15 protein-coding genes and 1 pseudogene are annotated in these 15,755 nt (G+C 68.1%); 5 read left to right on the top strand and 11 right to left on the bottom strand.

The window, feature by feature from the left end:
* Positions 1–136: 136 nt before the first annotated feature.
* A complete protein-coding gene (recQ, locus tag GC150_03830; GenBank protein ID MBI1384024.1) occupies positions 137–1,942 on the top strand; it encodes a DNA helicase RecQ in 1,806 nt (601 codons plus the stop codon).
* A 199-nt stretch (positions 1,943–2,141) separates the two neighbouring features.
* Positions 2,142–2,534 carry a hypothetical protein gene (locus GC150_03825; GenBank protein ID MBI1384023.1) on the top strand — a complete coding sequence of 131 codons (393 nt, stop codon included), beginning with the start codon at positions 2,142–2,144 and terminating at the stop codon, positions 2,532–2,534.
* 21 nt (positions 2,535–2,555) lie between these two features.
* Here GC150_03825 and GC150_03820 read toward each other — a convergent pair whose 3' ends face one another.
* A complete protein-coding gene (locus GC150_03820) occupies positions 2,556–4,433 on the bottom strand; it encodes an ATP-binding cassette domain-containing protein (protein MBI1384022.1) in 1,878 nt (625 codons plus the stop codon).
* A 280-nt stretch (positions 4,434–4,713) separates the two neighbouring features.
* On the opposite strand from GC150_03820, the gene GC150_03815 reads away from it, so the two are divergent.
* A complete protein-coding gene (locus GC150_03815; GenBank protein MBI1384021.1) occupies positions 4,714–4,953 on the top strand; it encodes a 50S ribosomal protein L31 in 240 nt (79 codons plus the stop codon).
* A 114-nt stretch (positions 4,954–5,067) separates the two neighbouring features.
* On the opposite strand, the gene GC150_03810 is transcribed toward GC150_03815, so the two are convergent.
* Positions 5,068–5,649: a DUF1465 family protein gene (locus GC150_03810; GenBank protein MBI1384020.1), complete on the bottom strand. Its 582-nt coding sequence runs from the start codon at positions 5,647–5,649 to the stop codon at positions 5,068–5,070.
* A 393-nt stretch (positions 5,650–6,042) separates the two neighbouring features.
* Positions 6,043–6,234: a DUF1192 family protein gene (locus GC150_03805; protein ID MBI1384019.1), complete on the bottom strand. Its 192-nt coding sequence runs from the start codon at positions 6,232–6,234 to the stop codon at positions 6,043–6,045.
* A gap of 173 nt (positions 6,235–6,407) precedes the next feature.
* On the opposite strand from GC150_03805, the gene GC150_03800 reads away from it, so the two are divergent.
* A complete protein-coding gene (locus GC150_03800) occupies positions 6,408–7,397 on the top strand; it encodes a zinc-binding dehydrogenase (GenBank protein ID MBI1384018.1) in 990 nt (329 codons plus the stop codon).
* A 23-nt stretch (positions 7,398–7,420) separates the two neighbouring features.
* Here the strand turns inward: GC150_03800 and GC150_03795 are convergent, their stop codons facing one another.
* Positions 7,421–8,311, bottom strand: coding sequence for a TIGR01459 family HAD-type hydrolase (locus GC150_03795; GenBank protein MBI1384017.1), 891 nt, complete (start codon positions 8,309–8,311; stop codon positions 7,421–7,423).
* Between the two features lie 178 nt (positions 8,312–8,489).
* Positions 8,490–10,490, bottom strand: a complete 2,001-nt coding sequence (locus GC150_03790; GenBank protein MBI1384016.1) for an EAL domain-containing protein — start codon at positions 10,488–10,490, stop codon at positions 8,490–8,492.
* A gap of 264 nt (positions 10,491–10,754) precedes the next feature.
* Between GC150_03790 and GC150_03785 the strand changes: the two genes are divergently transcribed.
* Positions 10,755–11,483: a hypothetical protein gene (locus tag GC150_03785; GenBank protein ID MBI1384015.1), complete on the top strand. Its 729-nt coding sequence runs from the start codon at positions 10,755–10,757 to the stop codon at positions 11,481–11,483.
* A 40-nt stretch (positions 11,484–11,523) separates the two neighbouring features.
* On the opposite strand, the gene GC150_03780 is transcribed toward GC150_03785, so the two are convergent.
* The 6 genes and pseudogenes from GC150_03780 to leuB form a co-directional block, all read right to left on the bottom strand.
* Positions 11,524–11,877, bottom strand: coding sequence for a hypothetical protein (locus GC150_03780; GenBank protein ID MBI1384014.1), 354 nt, complete (start codon positions 11,875–11,877; stop codon positions 11,524–11,526).
* A 106-nt stretch (positions 11,878–11,983) separates the two neighbouring features.
* A complete protein-coding gene (locus GC150_03775) occupies positions 11,984–12,889 on the bottom strand; it encodes a cation diffusion facilitator family transporter (protein MBI1384013.1) in 906 nt (301 codons plus the stop codon).
* Between the two features lie 109 nt (positions 12,890–12,998).
* Positions 12,999–13,319, bottom strand: a complete 321-nt coding sequence (locus GC150_03770; protein MBI1384012.1) for a hypothetical protein — start codon at positions 13,317–13,319, stop codon at positions 12,999–13,001.
* A 77-nt stretch (positions 13,320–13,396) separates the two neighbouring features.
* Positions 13,397–13,591: pseudogene (locus GC150_03765) on the bottom strand (RHS repeat-associated core domain-containing protein).
* Between the two features lie 129 nt (positions 13,592–13,720).
* Positions 13,721–14,578 carry a TIR domain-containing protein gene (locus tag GC150_03760; protein MBI1384011.1) on the bottom strand — a complete coding sequence of 286 codons (858 nt, stop codon included), beginning with the start codon at positions 14,576–14,578 and terminating at the stop codon, positions 13,721–13,723.
* Positions 14,579–14,610: 32 nt separating this feature from the next.
* Positions 14,611–15,717, bottom strand: coding sequence for a 3-isopropylmalate dehydrogenase (gene leuB, locus GC150_03755; protein MBI1384010.1), 1,107 nt, complete (start codon positions 15,715–15,717; stop codon positions 14,611–14,613).
* Between the last annotated feature and the right edge of the window lie 38 nt (positions 15,718–15,755).

Genomic DNA, 15,755 nt, shown 5'->3' with positions numbered 1-15,755 from the left:
ATCGCGACGGACGGTCTTGCAGGCTCACGAAGAAGACTAGCCGCGGGGCGATGAACCGCCACTGAATGGCGACGAACTGGTGGAAAGCACTGTCGCGGCGGTCGAAGCGCCGGCCGGGCTCTGCTAGCGACGAGTCATGCAGCGGGCCCAAGAGATTCTCGAGCGCGTCTTCGGATACCGCTCCTTCAGGCTGGAGCAGTCCGGCATCATCGAGGCGGTGCTCGCCGGACGCGATGTCCTCGCATTGATGCCGACCGGCGGCGGCAAGTCGCTCTGCTACCAGATTCCGGCCCTGGTCCGAGACGGGGTCGGCGTCGTCGTCTCGCCACTCATCGCCCTGATGCAGGACCAGGTCAATGCGCTCGCCGCACTCGGCGTGCGCGCGGCATTCCTCAATTCGAGCATCGAGCCGTGGGCGCAACGCGTCGTCGAGGACGACCTCATGCGCGGCGAACTGGATCTGCTCTACGTGGCGCCGGAGCGGCTCGTCACCGAACGCATGCTCGGCCTGCTCGACAGCGTGCCCATCGCCCTCTTCGCCATCGACGAGGCGCACTGCGTTTCGCAGTGGGGGCACGACTTCCGGCCGGAATACCGCCAGCTTCGGGTGCTCGCTTCGCGTTTTGCGGGCGTGCCGCGCATCGCACTGACCGCGACGGCGGACGCGCGCACACGGGCCGAGATCGTCGGCGAACTCTCGCTCGAGCGGGCCGAGCAGTTCGTCTCGAGCTTCGATCGCACGAACATCCGATACATGATCACCGAGGGCGACAACGCCCGCGAGCGGCTCTGGCAATTCATCGCGCGCGAGCACCCCAAGGGGGCCGGCATCGTCTACTGCCTCTCGCGGCGCAAGGCCGAGGAGGTCGCCGACTTCCTCAATCGAAAAGGCCGTGAGGCGCTCGTCTATCACGCCGGGCTCGAGGCCGACGTGCGCCGCCGTCACCAGGAGCGCTTCCTTGCCGAGGACGGGCTGATCGTCGTTGCCACCATCGCCTTCGGCATGGGGATCGACAAGCCGGACGTGCGCTTCGTCGCGCACCTCAGCCTGCCGAAGTCGATCGAGGCCTACTACCAGGAAACGGGCCGCGCCGGGCGGGACGGCGAGCCTTGCGACGCCTGGCTCGCCTATTCGGTCTCCGACATCGTCACCTACCGGCAGTGGATCGACCAGTCGGAGGCGGCCGACGACTTCAAACGCGTCTCGCACGGCAAGCTCGATGCCCTGGTCGGGCTTTGCGAAGCGGTCGGTTGCCGGCGCCAGCGGCTGCTCGCCTACTTCGACGAACGTCATCCGGGAAACTGCGGCAACTGCGACAACTGCCTCGAGCCGCCCGAAACACTCGATGCCACCGTGGCCGCCCGCAAGGCGCTCTCGACGGTCTATCGCACGGGCCAGCGGTTCGGCATGGCCTATGTCGTGGATGTGCTGCTGGGCAAGGCGGACGAGCGCATCATCCGCAATGGCCACGACCGGGTTTCGACCTTCGGAATCGGTGGCGAACTCGACGCGGCAGCCTGGAAGGGCCTCTTGCGACAACTGGTGGCGGAAGGCCATCTCGAGGTCCTGCAGGATGGTTTCGGGGGCCTCAAGCTCGGGGATCGCTGCCGCAATCTGCTGCGGGGGGAGGCGACCTTCCACATTCGCGTGCGCCAGAAGGCGCCATCGAAACGCGGCCGGTCGGGGCGGGCGGCAACCAGCGACAAACTTTCGGAGCGCGACCGCCGGCTGTTCGATGCGCTGCGCTCGCTGCGGGCCGAGCTGGCGGCGGCGGAGTCGGTGCCGCCCTATGTGGTCTGCCACGATCGCTCGCTGGTCGAGATCGTCGAGCGGCGGCCGAGGACACACGGCGCGCTGCACGAGATCACCGGTTTCGGCAACAAGAAGGTCCAGAGCTACGGCGCGCAGATCCTCGAAGTGGTGGCGCGCCACGACGCCTGAGGCGCGACCGCCGTCGTGCCACCTGTCGATGGAGAGGGTTCGCAGGCACGACACATTTGTCTGTTCATGTGCGATAGACGGTCGTTGCCGGGTTTTCGAGCGGGCGGCGACTTGATCGGCTGGCCCCGATCGGCCATCGCTTCGCAGGGATGCGGGTCACGTTCGTGGCGCCGCGCAATCGGACGTCTGGAGGCAGCCAATGGGCTATCGCATCATCGCCATCGTGGCGCTCATCGCCATTCTCGTACTCGCCGCGAACGGTCATCTGCACCGCTGGCTCGGTCTCGAGGGGATGTCGGGCAATCAGGCGGGGTTGCTCGCTTCCAACCGTGGCATCGCGGACCTGAGAGCGGTTCAGGGCTGGGCGAGCAGCGAGCTTGCCGCCGAGGTCTGCGGGTTGCGCAAGACGGACGCGGCCGAAGCGCTCAAGGAAGGCGGCTGGGATGAGGATCCGGCGGCGCGCAAGGCGATCGCGGAGGTGCGCAAGCAGCTCGAGAGCGCCAGCAAGGAGGCGTTCTGCGCGACCGTCTGGGCGGAATATGGACCGAACGGCTCGAAGATCGCGGATCTCCTTGCCAAGCCGGCCACTTGATCGGGGCACGGGCGGGCGCGGCTATTCGGCCGCCCGGCCAGCATCCGGCACTTCGCCGGCGGCTGCCGGGCCCGGCACATTCGCCGAATCCCAAGTCAGCCCGGTGAATTGAAGCGCCGCGAGACGAGCATAAACGCCACCACGCTCGATGAGATCAGAGTGTCGCCCCTCCTCGACGATCCGGCCACCGTCGAGGACCAGAATACGGTCCGCCTTCTGAACCGTCGCAAGCCGGTGGGCGATGACGAGAGTTGTGCGCTCGGCCATTGCGTTTTCGAGGGCCGACTGGACGAGCGTCTCGCTTTCGGCGTCGAGCGCGCTGGTTGCTTCGTCGAGCAACAGGATCGGGGCACCCGCCAGGATGGCGCGGGCGATCGCGATGCGTTGGCGCTGGCCGCCGGAGAGTGTGATGCCACGCTCGCCGAGGCGGGTGTGATAGCCTTGCGGCAATGCTTCTATGAATCCCGCAGCATGGGCGGCGCCCGCGGCGGCCGCAACCTCCGCGAAGCTTGCCTGCGGCCTTGCGTAGCGGATGTTCTCTTCGATGGTGTCGGCGAACAGTACGACGTCCTGGGGAACGTAGGCCATGCGCGCGCGCAAATCGGCGAGTGCCGCACGATGGGTTGCGACACCATCGATCCGCACCTCCCCCCGGATGGGATCGTAAAAGCGCAGCAACAGATTGAAGAGCGTGCTTTTACCGGCCCCGGATGGGCCGACGATCGCGACCGTTTCTCCCGGTGCGATGCGGATGTCGACGCCATCGAGGGCGGCGGTCTCGGGGCGCGCCGGATAGGCAAAGCCGACACCGTCGAAGACGATCTCGCCGCGCGGCGGCACCGGCATCGCAACGGGTTCCGGCGGCGAGACGATCTCCGGCCGGCTTTCGAGCAATTCGGTGAGGCGCTCGCCGGCCCCCAAGGTCTGCTGCACCTCGCCCCAGACCTCGGCGAGGTTGCCGAGCGCGCCGGCCGCGAACAGGGCATAGAGCACGAACTGGCTCAGGCGGCCGGCCGTCAAGGTTCCGGCCAGAACCTCGCTCGCGCCGTACCAGAGCACGCCGACGATCGAAGCGAAAACGAGGGAGATCGCGATCGCGGTGAGGCCGGCGCGCGCCACCGTACGGCGCCGAGCCGTTTCGAAGGCCACCTCGCTGGCCGTGCTGAAACGCTGGACGACGGCGGGTTCGGCGTTGAAGGCCTGCATGACCTGGACGGCGCCGAGATTCTCCTGGGCGTAGGCCGAGGCGGTGGCGAGCGAATCCTGCGCATCACGCGACAGGCGGCGTACGGCGCGGCCATAGGCCATGAGCGGCAGGACGATGGCCGGGATCGCGAGCAGAACGAGGCCGGCGAGATGCGGGCTCGTCACCACCATCATGGTCAAGCCGCCGACGAAGAGGAGGCCATTGCGCAGGCTCTGGGATATGGCCGTGCCGATCGCGGTCTTGATCTGCGTGGTGTCGGCGGTCAGCCGCGACATGACCTCACCCGAGTGGGTGCGCTCGAAGAAGGCGGGGCTGTGGCTCGCGAGGCGCGCGAAAATGTCACGGCGCAAGTCGGCGATGACGCGCTCGCCCAGCCACGTGACGGCATAAAAGCGCACGGCCGAGGCCGCCGCCAGAACCAGGCCGACCGCGATGATGGTGGCGAAATACGTGTCGATGAGACTGGGGTCGGAACCAGCGAAACCGAAATCCACCATGCGGCGTACGCCAAGCGGCAGAGCAAGTGTCGCAAGGGCCGAGACGACGAGCGCGGCGATGGTGAGCGCGACCATGCCGCGATAGCGCGAAAGATACGGCAGGAGTGCCCGAACGGGCGTCAGTGAAAGCCGCCGACGCACCTTCGCCCCCGGCTGAGTGGGGTCGGGGGACGACGTTGCGACGGATTTCTGCATCGGCGCGGGGCTCTTTGGATTCGATAAAAGCGGGTCGACCCCTCGCTTAGCGCATGGATTCCCGCCGGACAACGCCAATGGACGGTGGCGCCAGTCGCCCTGCGGCCGGTGGCAAGAACCGGCCGTCTGCGGGCCCGGCGCGGCGCGCACGGGTTTCGAGTTGTCGAGCGCAGCGACATCCCTTATACGAACCACTTCGGATTTCCAGAATGACCGATGGGTGATCGGCTGCCCCAGGCAGACCATCCGCCGTGCGGTGAAGACAGAGGCTTCGAGGACGATGCTCAAGGAAAAGAAGGCGCCGGTCGCCAAGGTGCATCCCGACTACCACAAGATCACCGTAGTGATGACCAACGGCACCGAGTACGAAACCTATTCGACCTACGGCCAGGAAGGCTCGCGGCTGGTGCTCGACATCGATCCGACGACCCATCCGGCCTGGACCGGCGGCAACCAGCAGCTCGTCGACCGTGGCGGGCGCCTCAGCCGCTTCAAGAAGAAGTTCGAGGGCCTTTTCTAGGCGCCTGACGACGTATCCGATCCGAGCCGCGGCATATCGCAGCCGGCGACGACCCGTCGCCGGCCTTTCGGCATTGATGACACGGGATCGCCGAAAGCCACGACGAGCGAAGGCTCAAGCCGGCGAGCGCGCGAACTCCGTCTCGAGGCGCGCGAGAGCATCGGCCACCGGCCTCGACGCGGCGGTCGCTTCCGGTTCGACCAAGGCATCGTAGCGATCGGGAAAGAGCAGGCGATCGACCGTGATGATGCGGTCGCGCAGCGCCAGCGTCTCGTGCACGAGGTCGCGCAGGCCAACCGGCAGACGTTCGAACTTCAGATTGTGCGAGGGGCGGCTGATCACGTCGAGGACGATCCGCGCCCGCTCGACTCGCGCCTCCTCGAGGCTGAGGCGACCGCTGCTCAGCGCCCGCCTGATGATCAGCCAGGACGAGATGCTCATGAGCAGCGTGGTGAGGCGCATGCTTTCGGCAGCGTAGGCGGCGGCAACATCCGGCGAAAGACCGCGCGCGGCCTTGCGACCGGCGCCACCGAGGTAGTCGGCCGCCCGATCGACCAGTGCCATGCCGTCGCCGTGCAGCCTCGCGGAGCGCCCGTCGTCCAGCGCGGCGCGACAGAGTGAAATCACCTTGCCGCCCGCCTCCCGCGAGGGAGAGCGCCTGCGATCACGACCACCACCGAAACGCACGATCGACAACTGACACACTCACCTGACACACGGGCCCAACGGGGCGGGGCCGGATCGACACGACCGGACAACAATAGCCAAGACCGATGCAAAAGCCAGTCCGGGCGCGCACGTCCGATGTACGAGCATCGCACGGACATGGTTAACACAAGATCGAGGCTTGTCTCGGGCGGGCAAAAAAAATGAGCCGCACGAGGCGGCTCAGAAGTCAACAGGGAGGCGTCAAACTGAGTGGCGGGGCCACTCAAATCCAGGAGACTGGATAAAAGTGAATCTACCCAAAGATGGCTAACGCCGAGTTAACAGGCAGCGCCGGACGACACATCAGCGGCCGGTAAGGCTCACCTCTGCGTGAACGTCCCGACTTCGGCAGGTAGAAGGGAGCGTCGGACCGCCGTGTGCTCAATCCCGAAAGAGGCTGTCGGCGGCGTCCCGCTGGCCGGTCTTGCGTGCGATTTCGGCGCGGTGGCGTTCGATCTCGGCCTCGAGGACCCGGATGCGCTCGGCAAGCTCGGCACGCGAGTAGGTGGTCAGGTCCTCGCCGATGGTCGGGTGCGTGCTCTTGGCGCGTGGCAGATCGTCTTGGTCGTTCATCTCGCTCGCCGTTCGTTCATGGGCCATTCGCCGGCCGGTCGCCGTACGTGCATATTGACGCGGATGACGGCCGGCTTCCAGTCATGCCATAGGGGGCGGCAACGGTCGGCCGACGAATGCGGTCGAGCGCGTCGCCAACCGCGCTGGAGGAAGCCATGAGCCTGCCCAAGTCGATGCGAGCCGTCGAGATCACCAATCCGGGCGAGCCAGACGTGCTGCGGCTGGCCGAGCGGCCGTTGCCGGCGGTCGGCCGCAACGAGGTGCTGATCCGGGTGATCGCGGCGGGCGTCAACCGGCCAGACGTGCTCCAGCGCCGCGGACTCTATCCGGCCCCGCCCGGCCACAGCGACCTGCCCGGCCTCGAGGTGGCGGGCGAGATCGTGGCGGTCGGAGAGGCGGTGAGCCGCTGGAGCCGGGGCGCCCGCGTCGTCGCGCTGACCAATGGCGGTGGCTATGCGGAGTATTGCGCCGTCGATGCGGGCGCGGTGCTACCGATGCCGGCAGGCCTGTCGGCACTCGAGGCGGCACTGCTGCCCGAAACCGTCTTTACCGTCTGGCACAACGTTTTCGAGCGCGGTGCCCTGCAGCCCGGCGGTTGGCTGCTGGTGCATGGCGGCTCGAGCGGCATCGGCACGACCGCCATCCAGATGGCCGTGGGCCTCGGCGCCAAGGTCATCGCGACCGCCGGATCGGCGGAAAAGTGCGCGGCCTGCACACGGCTCGGCGCGGTCCGGGCCGTCAATTACCGCGAGGAGGATTTCGTCGCGGTGGTCAAGGAACTGACGGGGCAGGGCGTCGACGTGGTCCTCGACATGGTCGGTGGCGACTACGTGGCGCGCAACATCCGGGCAACGGCCAACGACGGTCGCATCGTGCAGATCGCCTTCCTCGAAGGCTCCAAGGTCACGATCGATCTCATGCCGGTGATGCTGAAGCGGCTGACGCTGACCGGCTCGACGCTCAGGGCGCGCACGGCCGAGGTGAAGGCCGGAATCGCTCACATGGTGGAAAGGCGGGTCTGGCCAATGGTCGCGGAAGGGCGGCTGACACCATTGGTCGACAGCCAATTCGCGCTCGCCGATGCCGCAAAGGCGCACGCACGCATGGAAGGCGGCGCGCACATCGGCAAGATCGGTCTGGTCGTGGCGAACGACGCGGGTTGAACGACCCGGGCGGTGGCGCGCGGCTACCAGGAGAGGCCGTCGATGGCCGCCACGGGTCGCATCGCAAAGCCCTCGAAGAGTTCCGTCAGTACATCGCCGGCCAAGGCGCGCCCGTGTGGGACGTGGATGCCCGAGGGAATGAACAACGCGTCGATGCCGAACGCGAGCGCGCCGGCCATGTCGGTTCGCAGGCCATCGCCGATCGCCAGGATCCGTTCGCGGCCGACAGTGCCAGCGGCAGCGGGGGCGCCGAGTGCCGCCAACCGTTCGCAGCACACCTCGTAAATCGGCGCGTGCGGCTTTCCGGCGTAGGACACCTCGCCGCCAAGACCGGCATAGAGTTCGGCGAGCGAGCCCGCGCAATAGGCAATCTCGGTGCCGCGCTCGACCACGAGGTCGGGATTGGCGCAGATCATCGGCAGACCGCGGGCGGCGAAACCGGCGAGCATTTCGCGGTAGTCCTCGGGACCCTCGAGAATGTCGTCGAAGAGGCCGGTGTTGACGATCGCCTCGGCTTCATCGGCGCTTGAAAGGTGGACATCGAGACCGTCGAGCAGGGGCAGATCACGCTCCGGCCCGAGGTGGAAGACGGGTCGACCGCTGTAGCGGGCAATGAGCGCACGCGTCACGTCACCCGAGGTCACGACCGCATCGTAGGCGCTGCGGGAGACGCCGAGACGATCGAGCTGAGCGATGACGGACGCCGCCGGCCGCGGCGCATTGGTGATGAAGAGGACGCGGCCGGAGCGCTCGCGAAAGCGCTCGCAGGCGGCGACGGCGGCCGGGTGGGGCTCGCGACCGTTGTGAATGACGCCCCAAACATCGCAGAACCAAGCGTCATAGCGGTCCGCCAGCTCGGACACGGACCTGATGATGGGGATCTCGTCGGCGGGCCGGGCCATGGGGCTCTCCATTGCGGTGCGAGAGGAGCCCTAGCCGCTCGTCCGGCGGACGGCAACCGCCATCGGCTGCCGGCAGGTCCACCCGGTGGCGGAACGACGGACTGGCAAAAGAAACGAGCCGCCCGAAGGCGGCTCGATCGGTCGGCGCAATCGCCGTATGCATGCGCGAGACGTTCGGCCTCGGGTGGACTCAGGCCGCCCGGTGGGCGCCGGCGACGGCATCTCCGGAAAGCGGCTTCGGGCTCGAGAAGAGATCACCCTGCACCAGGGAAATCCCGCTCGCGACGACATCTGCGAGCGCGTTCTCGTCGCCGATGCCATCGACCAGGACGTCGATGCCCAGCATGCGGTTCTCGGCCACGAGGCGAGCGGTTTCGGCCGGACCGCGCGAGCGCGCGGAGAGCACGTGCGGGGCGACGCGGACAAAGCGTGCCGCAACCCGTTCGGCCAGCGCGCCAGCATGCGCGATCTCGTCCGTCGTCGCCGTGATCGCGAGCGCCACTCCGAGTTCGCGCAGTTCGGCGAGACCGCCACGGACCTCAGGGTTGCCGACGACGAGCGCATCGTCGGCGATCTCGATGGCGAGACGCGGCCCGACGTCCGGGTTCTTACGCAAATAGGAGGCGAACTCCTGCAGGAAGCCCGGGGCCGCAACCGATGCATCCGCGAGGGTGCAGAAGAAGCGATGGCCCTTGCCGCCACGCGTCAGCTTGCGAAGGATCTGCACCGTGCGCGCCAACATGATCTGATCGATGGCGGGCATCAGGCCGCGGGCGCGGGCGATCGGCTCGAATTCCTCGCCCGTCAGCGTTGCTCCGGACGGTGTGCGCACGCGCACGATCACCTGGAAGTGGGCGGGCTTGCGATCCGGCAGGCCGACGATCGGCTGCAGGTAGAGGTCGAGATCGCCCTTGCGGATCGCTTGGATGACCACTTCGGTACGGCCAGCATCGTCGAGGGAGCGCGCCAGCGGCGGCTCGGTCGGACCATGTCCCGGACGGGGTGCCTCGGGCTGGCCGGCGACCGGGCCCGCGCCGACCGGGCGCGGCGGTGGCGGGGGGGCCTTCGGCATGGAGGGCACAGGGGGGCGCGGCGGCAGCGCGGCGCGACCGGGCCCCTCCGGGTTCGCTTCCAGAGCCGGCCGGCCTGCAGCCGGGGGCGGCGGCACCGGCATGCCACGTGAGGCTGCCGGGGTCGGCACAGGGACCGGGGCGCGTGGCAGCGCGATCGGCGGCAAGCCCTCCTCGTCGAGCTGCGCCTGAGCATCGCGCGGCGTGGCACGGCGCGTCTCGGGCGCATGCAGTGCGCCGGCTTGCGGATGGGGCTGGGAGGAGCGGACGTCGAGGCGCGGCTCCAGCCGGTGGGACATCGTGCTCTCTCCCGGATGGGCTCCGAGATCAGCGGGCGAGCGCGACAGGACCGGGTCGGGACGCGTGGCGGCGGCATGTGTCTCGGTGCCCGGAGACGGCGAGCGGCCAACGTGGGCGATGTCGCGCATCGCCTCACGCCGAGCCGAGGCGAGTGGACTGTCGAAATCGTCGTCCAGGTCCAGACGCGCGGAGGCGGCACTTGCCGCGCCGGCGTCGGCACGCCGCGCTTGCGGCGCTGCGGCATCCCCCTGGGCGGTACGCACGTCCTGCGCATCGTGCAGCACGGGGCCGGGCTGCCGTAGCCCCTGGTCCGAGGGCTGGAACGCGTCGTAGTCCAGCTCTTCATCGACCTCGAGGAAGTCGTCGTCGAGGGCATCGATGGCGCGAAGCTCGACCTCCGCCAGCTCTCCGGCGGCATCGTTCGCGGTGGACCGGGTGGCGTTCTGCTCGATCAAATCGACACGCGTTTCGAGGCGATCGACGCTATGGCCGAGCCCGCCGATCCGCCGGGTCAACATATGCACGGCGAGCATGGCGACGAACAACGCGGCCGCGATCGAACCTGCAACGGGTGGCGTCATCGCCATTTCGGCGACCAGACCCAGGCCGGCCGCCAGCGCCACCACCAGCATCGCCAGCGTCACGACGGTGTCGATGCCCCGCCAGCCGGGCTGCGTTCGGCGTGTCGCCGCCCCACGCCCCGCATCGCCGTGCAGCTCGCCATATGCCTCACCGACCGGGACGCTTTCGGCCCTCAATGCCTCACGGCCGTGCTCGACGCGACCACCGGAGACCCGTTCCATGGAGATCTTCTTAGCCATCGGTCTACGAATCAGCCCCCGTGTTCATCCATTGGCAGAAGGGTCACAGTCATCGAGGCGCAAGTGCAACCATGGCCGCCGTACCTTTCACCAGAATTCTAAGCCGAGGGACGGCTTCTGGTGTAACCTGTCCATAGAGTGGTGCCTCTTTGTCGACCGCCACTCGCCTCAATCACGTCTTGGAATCCCTTAAGGCTCGATTCACCGACTCAGTACGAAGTTGCCCCTCGCCTCGTCTGTCCGTTGTTCGAGAAGGTCTGGTCCATGAATCGTCTCGCCCTCGCCGATCCCGTACTCCTCGCACCGCGCTCGTATCCCGAACTGACCGACCGACGCGTCTTCGTCGGCGGCGGGTGCGGCGAGCTCGGAGCGCTCGCGGCTCATGCCTTCGCGGCACAGGACTGCCGGATGGTTCTGCAGGGCGACCAGTCGGTGACGGGTCTCGCCGGTGAACTCGAAGGGGTCGCCCGCTCCGTGCGCGCCTTTCGTGGAGAGCCCGACGACGTGCAGGCCGCCGCCCGCCTCGGAGAGGCTGCTCTCAAGGCACACAGCGGCCTCGACGTGGCGGTGCTGACGCTCGATCTCACGGCGCGTGGAATGGCATCGGCGCTCGCGGCGTGCGAACGCTCGGCCGCACGGGAGGCCGGCCACCACGACGCCCCGCTCGAGATCGGCGCGGTGTTCGAGACCGTGCTGACGATGGCCGAGACGATCGCCGAGCGCATGGCCCGCGCGGGTGGTGGAACGATCGCCTATGTCGCGAGCGTCGAACGGTTCGAGAGCGGCAACCCGCTCGCGACGCTGGCGCGCGTCGGGCTCGAGGAGATCATGGCGAGCCAGATGGAGGATTGGGAGGACGCAGGCGTCCGTTTCGTCGCCGTAACACTCGAGGATGCCGACGACGACCAGGCCGCGCTCGAGCTGACCGGTGCCCTTCTGCTCACAGCGAGCGGGCGAGGCGAGTGGCTGGAAGGGGCGGTCGTCAGCCTCTGAGGGCTGGCAGCACGTACTCGAGCGGATGCGAGCCCGCCGTTCAACTGCGCCGCGGCGGCAAGAACATCAGCGACAGCACCCAGAGCACGAAGCGAAAGACCGCGCCGACCGCCAGTCCGATGAGAAGCAGGAGCATGGCTTTCGGTCCAATCTCGCCGACCACGGTCGCATAGGCCTGATTGGCCGCCGCTTCGGAAAAGAAAAAGTCGACCTGCTGCCAGGCGACGTTGAGCACGCGCCCGGACATGCGCACGAGGTAGCCGAACGTCTCGACGTCGTAGAGGGCGAGATAGACGTAGGTCGCGATCGCGGCGATCAATTCGACGACGAGCAACGCGACGAACCCGAGCAGCGCCAGCAATGTCTGGCCCAGTGCTTTCAAGAATGCATCCATCCCCCGTCCCCCTTGTCGGCCTGGTCGAGGCGAACCCTTAGCATGCCAGCGGAACAAGAACGAGGAGCGCGAGGCGGGCGCCGGGCGCGGCCGGCGATCGCTGCCTTCAATGCAGGACCAGCGGCCCGCCGGCCTCGGCCGGCCCCTTGGCTTTTTCGCTCGGCTCGACATGTATGGTGGTAACGACGCCGACGATCTCGGTGCGAAGGGCCGCCTCGATGCGATCGCAAATCGCATGGGCCTCGCGCACCGGCATGCGCCCGCTCACCACCAGATGGAATTCCACGAAGGTGGCACGGCCGGCCCGGCGCGTGCGTAGGTCGTGCACTTCGATGGCACCCCCGGCGTTCGCCTCTATGATCGTGCGAATGCGCGCGACGAGGTCGGGCGCTATCGCCTCGTCCATCAAACCGCCGAGGCTGTCGCGGACCAGGTTCCAGCCGCACCAGAGGATGTAGATGCCGACAATCGCCGCGAGCACCGCATCGAGGATCGGATAGCCGGTCGCGATGGCGATCGCCAGGCCGGCGAGGACCGCGGCGGATGAGCCTACATCGGCCAGGAGATGGCGGCCTTCGGCCATCAGTGCCGGCGAGGCATGGGCGCGGCCCCGCCGCAACAGGAACACCCCCCAGAGCGCGTTGAGCACGCCGGCCAGCCCGTTCACCAGCATGCCGACGAACGGCTCGGAGATTTCGCGCGGGGCGAGCGCTGCTCGCCAGGCGGCATCGAGGACCGCGAGCGCCGCCAGCACGATCAGCACGCCCTCGAACACGGCCGAGAGGTATTCCGCCTTGTGGTGGCCGTAGGGATGGTTGCGATCGGCCGGCTTGTCGGCGAGGCGCACGGCCAGGAACGTGACGACGGCGGCGGCCACGTTGACGACGCTTTCGAGGGCGTCCGAAAAGAGCGCGACCGAGCCGGTGATGCGCCAGGCAACGAGCTTGAGCGCCAGAACGGCAACGGCCACCGCGATGCTGGCCAGCGAGATGCGCTGGATGTCGCGCGGCATCATGGGGCGTGCTCCGGCCAAGGCGGCAGTGTCCCAAGGGACATGCCCGCATCGCGGGGCCGGCGCAAGCCGCACGACAGCGGCTGGCGCACGGTCACCAGCCCGTTCGTCAGGCCGCCACGAGATCGAGGGATGCCATGACGAAGCGCTTCGTTGCCGTGGTCGCGTTGCGGCGCGGCACGAGGACGTCGGTCGCCCGCTTCGGCGCACCCCGATAGCGAATGAAAAGCAGACGCCGGCCGCGCGGCTTGACCATCAGCACGGCTTCGAAATCGTCGAGATCGTCGTGGCCGTGCTCGATCCTCGCGCCGAGCCGGCGGGCCACGGCCGAAATCGCCACCGGCAGCGTCATCAGCGGCACGAAATCGCGCCGCGCGAGGTCGGCGGTGTCCGCGATCGATCGTTGGGCGAGGTCCGGGTCAGCGGTCACGATGCTTCCTTCGGCGGGCCGGCGCGGCGCGATGCGCGCCTTTGCTCTCCGGCGTCGGGCACGATCCGGCGGATCGTCACCTCGATGCAAACATAGTCGCCATCGGCACTCGCGACAACGCCGGGGGCGCCTTCGAGCCAAGAGACGTAGGAGGCGCGGTCGGTCGGGGGGAGGGGCGTTTCGAACTCGATGCCGGCGCGCCCGCGCGGCAGCAGGCCCGGATAGGCCTTCACCGATTTGAGGTGGCTCCAGAGCGCCTCGCGCCCGCAGATGCGGCCCGAGCGCTGCTGCTCGCGGGCGGTGGCATCGGACTGGGTGCGCGTGTTGTGGAGGCGGTGGTAGACCGGAGGCACGGGGGACGAAATCCTCGCTGCTCGGCCGGCCGGTCGACGGCGGCAACTTCAGGCCATGAGACGCTCGATGCCGGCGATGAGGCGGCCGACGTGGGCGGTAAAATCGATGCCGTCGTCGACACGAGCGGCGTTGCGGAAGGAAAGTTCGGCGAGGCTTTCGGGCAGGGCGGCGGGAGCGGGCATCACGGCCGAGCCGACGAGGACGGGCACGACCGGAACGCCCGCCTCCAGGGCCGTCTCGATCTCGAGGCGCACGACGTCGCCCGCCTCGTGCAGGCGCGGCGCACCGCCGGCTCCAAGCTCCATCCAATTGCGCGCGATGACGACGAGGACGAGGCCGCAGCCGGCGAGTTCCGAGCGAACGTGGCGCCGGAAGTCGCTGCCCAAGGGAATGTCATCGATGTCGATGAAGGTCGAGCCGGGACCGAAATGAGCGGTGAGGCGTTCATGGAGGCGATGGGTGAAGGCGGTCGAGTCGCTGCGCCGGTAGGAGATGAAAATACGGGCCGGCCGGGATCTGGCGGACGGTGTCTCGCGAGGTTGCCCGGCGGCCTCTTTGTCCATCTTGCCGGCGCCCCGCGAAATCTTCTCCACGAAGCGCTGCACATCGGCCCGGGGGAGAGCGCCGAGGAATCCGTCCACCGGCCCACCATCGCGGAAGGCGAAGACGGCGGGGATCGACTGGATTTCGAGCGTCTCGGCGATACCCGGCGCCTTGTCGACGTCGACGCGCACCAGACGGACGGCACCCGAGGTCGCGGCAACGGCCTCGGCGAGCATCGGTTCGAGCACCTTGCACGGACCACACCAGGGCGCCCAGAAGTGGACCAGAACGGGCTGGCGCCGAGAGGCCTCGACGACCTCGGCGGCGAACTCCTCTTTCGTGACGTCGCGAACCTCCGTCATGCCCGCCTCCGGGTGCCCCCCGCCCCCTCGCCCTAAGCTGCCCTTCCCATCTCGGCGAGGATCGCGTCGCCCATGGCGCGGGTGCCAACGGTGGTGCAGCCGGCGCTCGCGATATCGCCGGTGCGGATGCCGCTCGCCAGCACGCGGGCGATCGCGCCCTCGATGAGGTCCGCCGTCTCGCCCATGTCGAAGGAATAACGCAGCGCCATGGCAAGACTGGCGATGGTGGCGATCGGGTTGGCGACGCCCTTGCCCGCGATGTCGGGAGCCGAACCGTGCACGGGTTCATAGAGCGACTTGCGGCGGCCGCCCGCATCCGCCGCCCCGAGCGAAGCCGACGGCAGCATGCCGAGCGAACCCGTCAGCATGGCGGCCGCGTCCGAGAGGATGTCGCCGAAGAGGTTGTCGGTGACGATCACGTCGAACTGCTTGGGCCGGCGCACGAGTTGCATGGCGCAGTTGTCTGCGAGGATGTGCTCGAGGCGGATGTCGCTCGCCTCCTTACGGTGGACATTCGTGACGACCTCGTTCCAGAGCACGCCGGACTTCATGACGTTGCGCTTTTCAGCCGAGTGCACGAGCTTGCCGCGCTTTCTCGCAAGGTCGAAGGCGACGCGGGCGATGCGTTCGATCTCGTAGGTCTCGTAGACCTGGGTGTCGACGGCGCGTTTCTGGCCGTTGCCGAGGTCGGTGATCTCCTTGGGTTCGCCGAAGTAGACACCCCCGGTCAGCTCGCGCACGATCATGATGTCGAGGCCCTCGACGACTTCGCGCTTCAGCGAGGAGCCGTCGGCGAGGGCGGGATAGCAGATCGCCGGGCGCAAGTTGGCAAAGAGCTGCATGTCCTTGCGCAGGCGCAGGAGCCCGGCTTCGGGTCGCGCCTCGTAGGGCACGCCGTCCCACTTCGGCCCGCCGACCGCGCCGAACAGCACCGCATCGGCGGCCATCGCGCGGGCCATGGCCGCATCGGTGATGGCAACACCATGCGCATCGTAAGCCGAGCCACCGACGAGGTCGGTCTCCGTCTCGAAGCCGCCGCCCGCGTTGGCGTTGACCCAGGCGAGAATACGTTCGGCCTCCGCCATGACCTCGGTGCCGATGCCGTCGCCGGGAAGAAGGAGGAGCTTGCGTGTCGCCATGGTGTACGTTCCTGAAGGCTGCGGTCACAGTCGATGCG

The organism is Hyphomicrobiales bacterium, assembly GCA_016125495.1.
Classification (GTDB): domain Bacteria; phylum Pseudomonadota; class Alphaproteobacteria; order Rhizobiales; family RI-29; genus RI-29.
This window is presented reverse-complemented; position numbering and strand designations above follow the sequence as displayed.

What these genes read in the sequence shown, in the direction of transcription:
- GC150_03805 (MBI1384019.1), bottom strand. Translation starts at nt 6,234, where the DNA reads ATGAACGACCAAGACGATCTGCCACGCGCCAAGAGCACGCACCCGACC.
- GC150_03780 (MBI1384014.1), bottom strand. Translation starts at nt 11,877, where the DNA reads ATGGATGCATTCTTGAAAGCACTGGGCCAGACATTGCTGGCGCTGCTC.
- leuB (MBI1384010.1), bottom strand. Translation starts at nt 15,717, where the DNA reads ATGGCGACACGCAAGCTCCTCCTTCTTCCCGGCGACGGCATCGGCACC.
- GC150_03820 (MBI1384022.1), bottom strand. Translation starts at nt 4,433, where the DNA reads ATGCAGAAATCCGTCGCAACGTCGTCCCCCGACCCCACTCAGCCGGGG.
- GC150_03825 (MBI1384023.1), top strand. Translation starts at nt 2,142, where the DNA reads ATGGGCTATCGCATCATCGCCATCGTGGCGCTCATCGCCATTCTCGTA.
- GC150_03760 (MBI1384011.1), bottom strand. Translation starts at nt 14,578, where the DNA reads ATGACGGAGGTTCGCGACGTCACGAAAGAGGAGTTCGCCGCCGAGGTC.
- GC150_03795 (MBI1384017.1), bottom strand. Translation starts at nt 8,311, where the DNA reads ATGGAGAGCCCCATGGCCCGGCCCGCCGACGAGATCCCCATCATCAGG.
- GC150_03800 (MBI1384018.1), top strand. Translation starts at nt 6,408, where the DNA reads ATGCGAGCCGTCGAGATCACCAATCCGGGCGAGCCAGACGTGCTGCGG.
- GC150_03790 (MBI1384016.1), bottom strand. Translation starts at nt 10,490, where the DNA reads ATGGCTAAGAAGATCTCCATGGAACGGGTCTCCGGTGGTCGCGTCGAG.
- GC150_03785 (MBI1384015.1), top strand. Translation starts at nt 10,755, where the DNA reads ATGAATCGTCTCGCCCTCGCCGATCCCGTACTCCTCGCACCGCGCTCG.
- GC150_03775 (MBI1384013.1), bottom strand. Translation starts at nt 12,889, where the DNA reads ATGCCGCGCGACATCCAGCGCATCTCGCTGGCCAGCATCGCGGTGGCC.
- recQ (MBI1384024.1), top strand. Translation starts at nt 137, where the DNA reads ATGCAGCGGGCCCAAGAGATTCTCGAGCGCGTCTTCGGATACCGCTCC.
- GC150_03815 (MBI1384021.1), top strand. Translation starts at nt 4,714, where the DNA reads ATGCTCAAGGAAAAGAAGGCGCCGGTCGCCAAGGTGCATCCCGACTAC.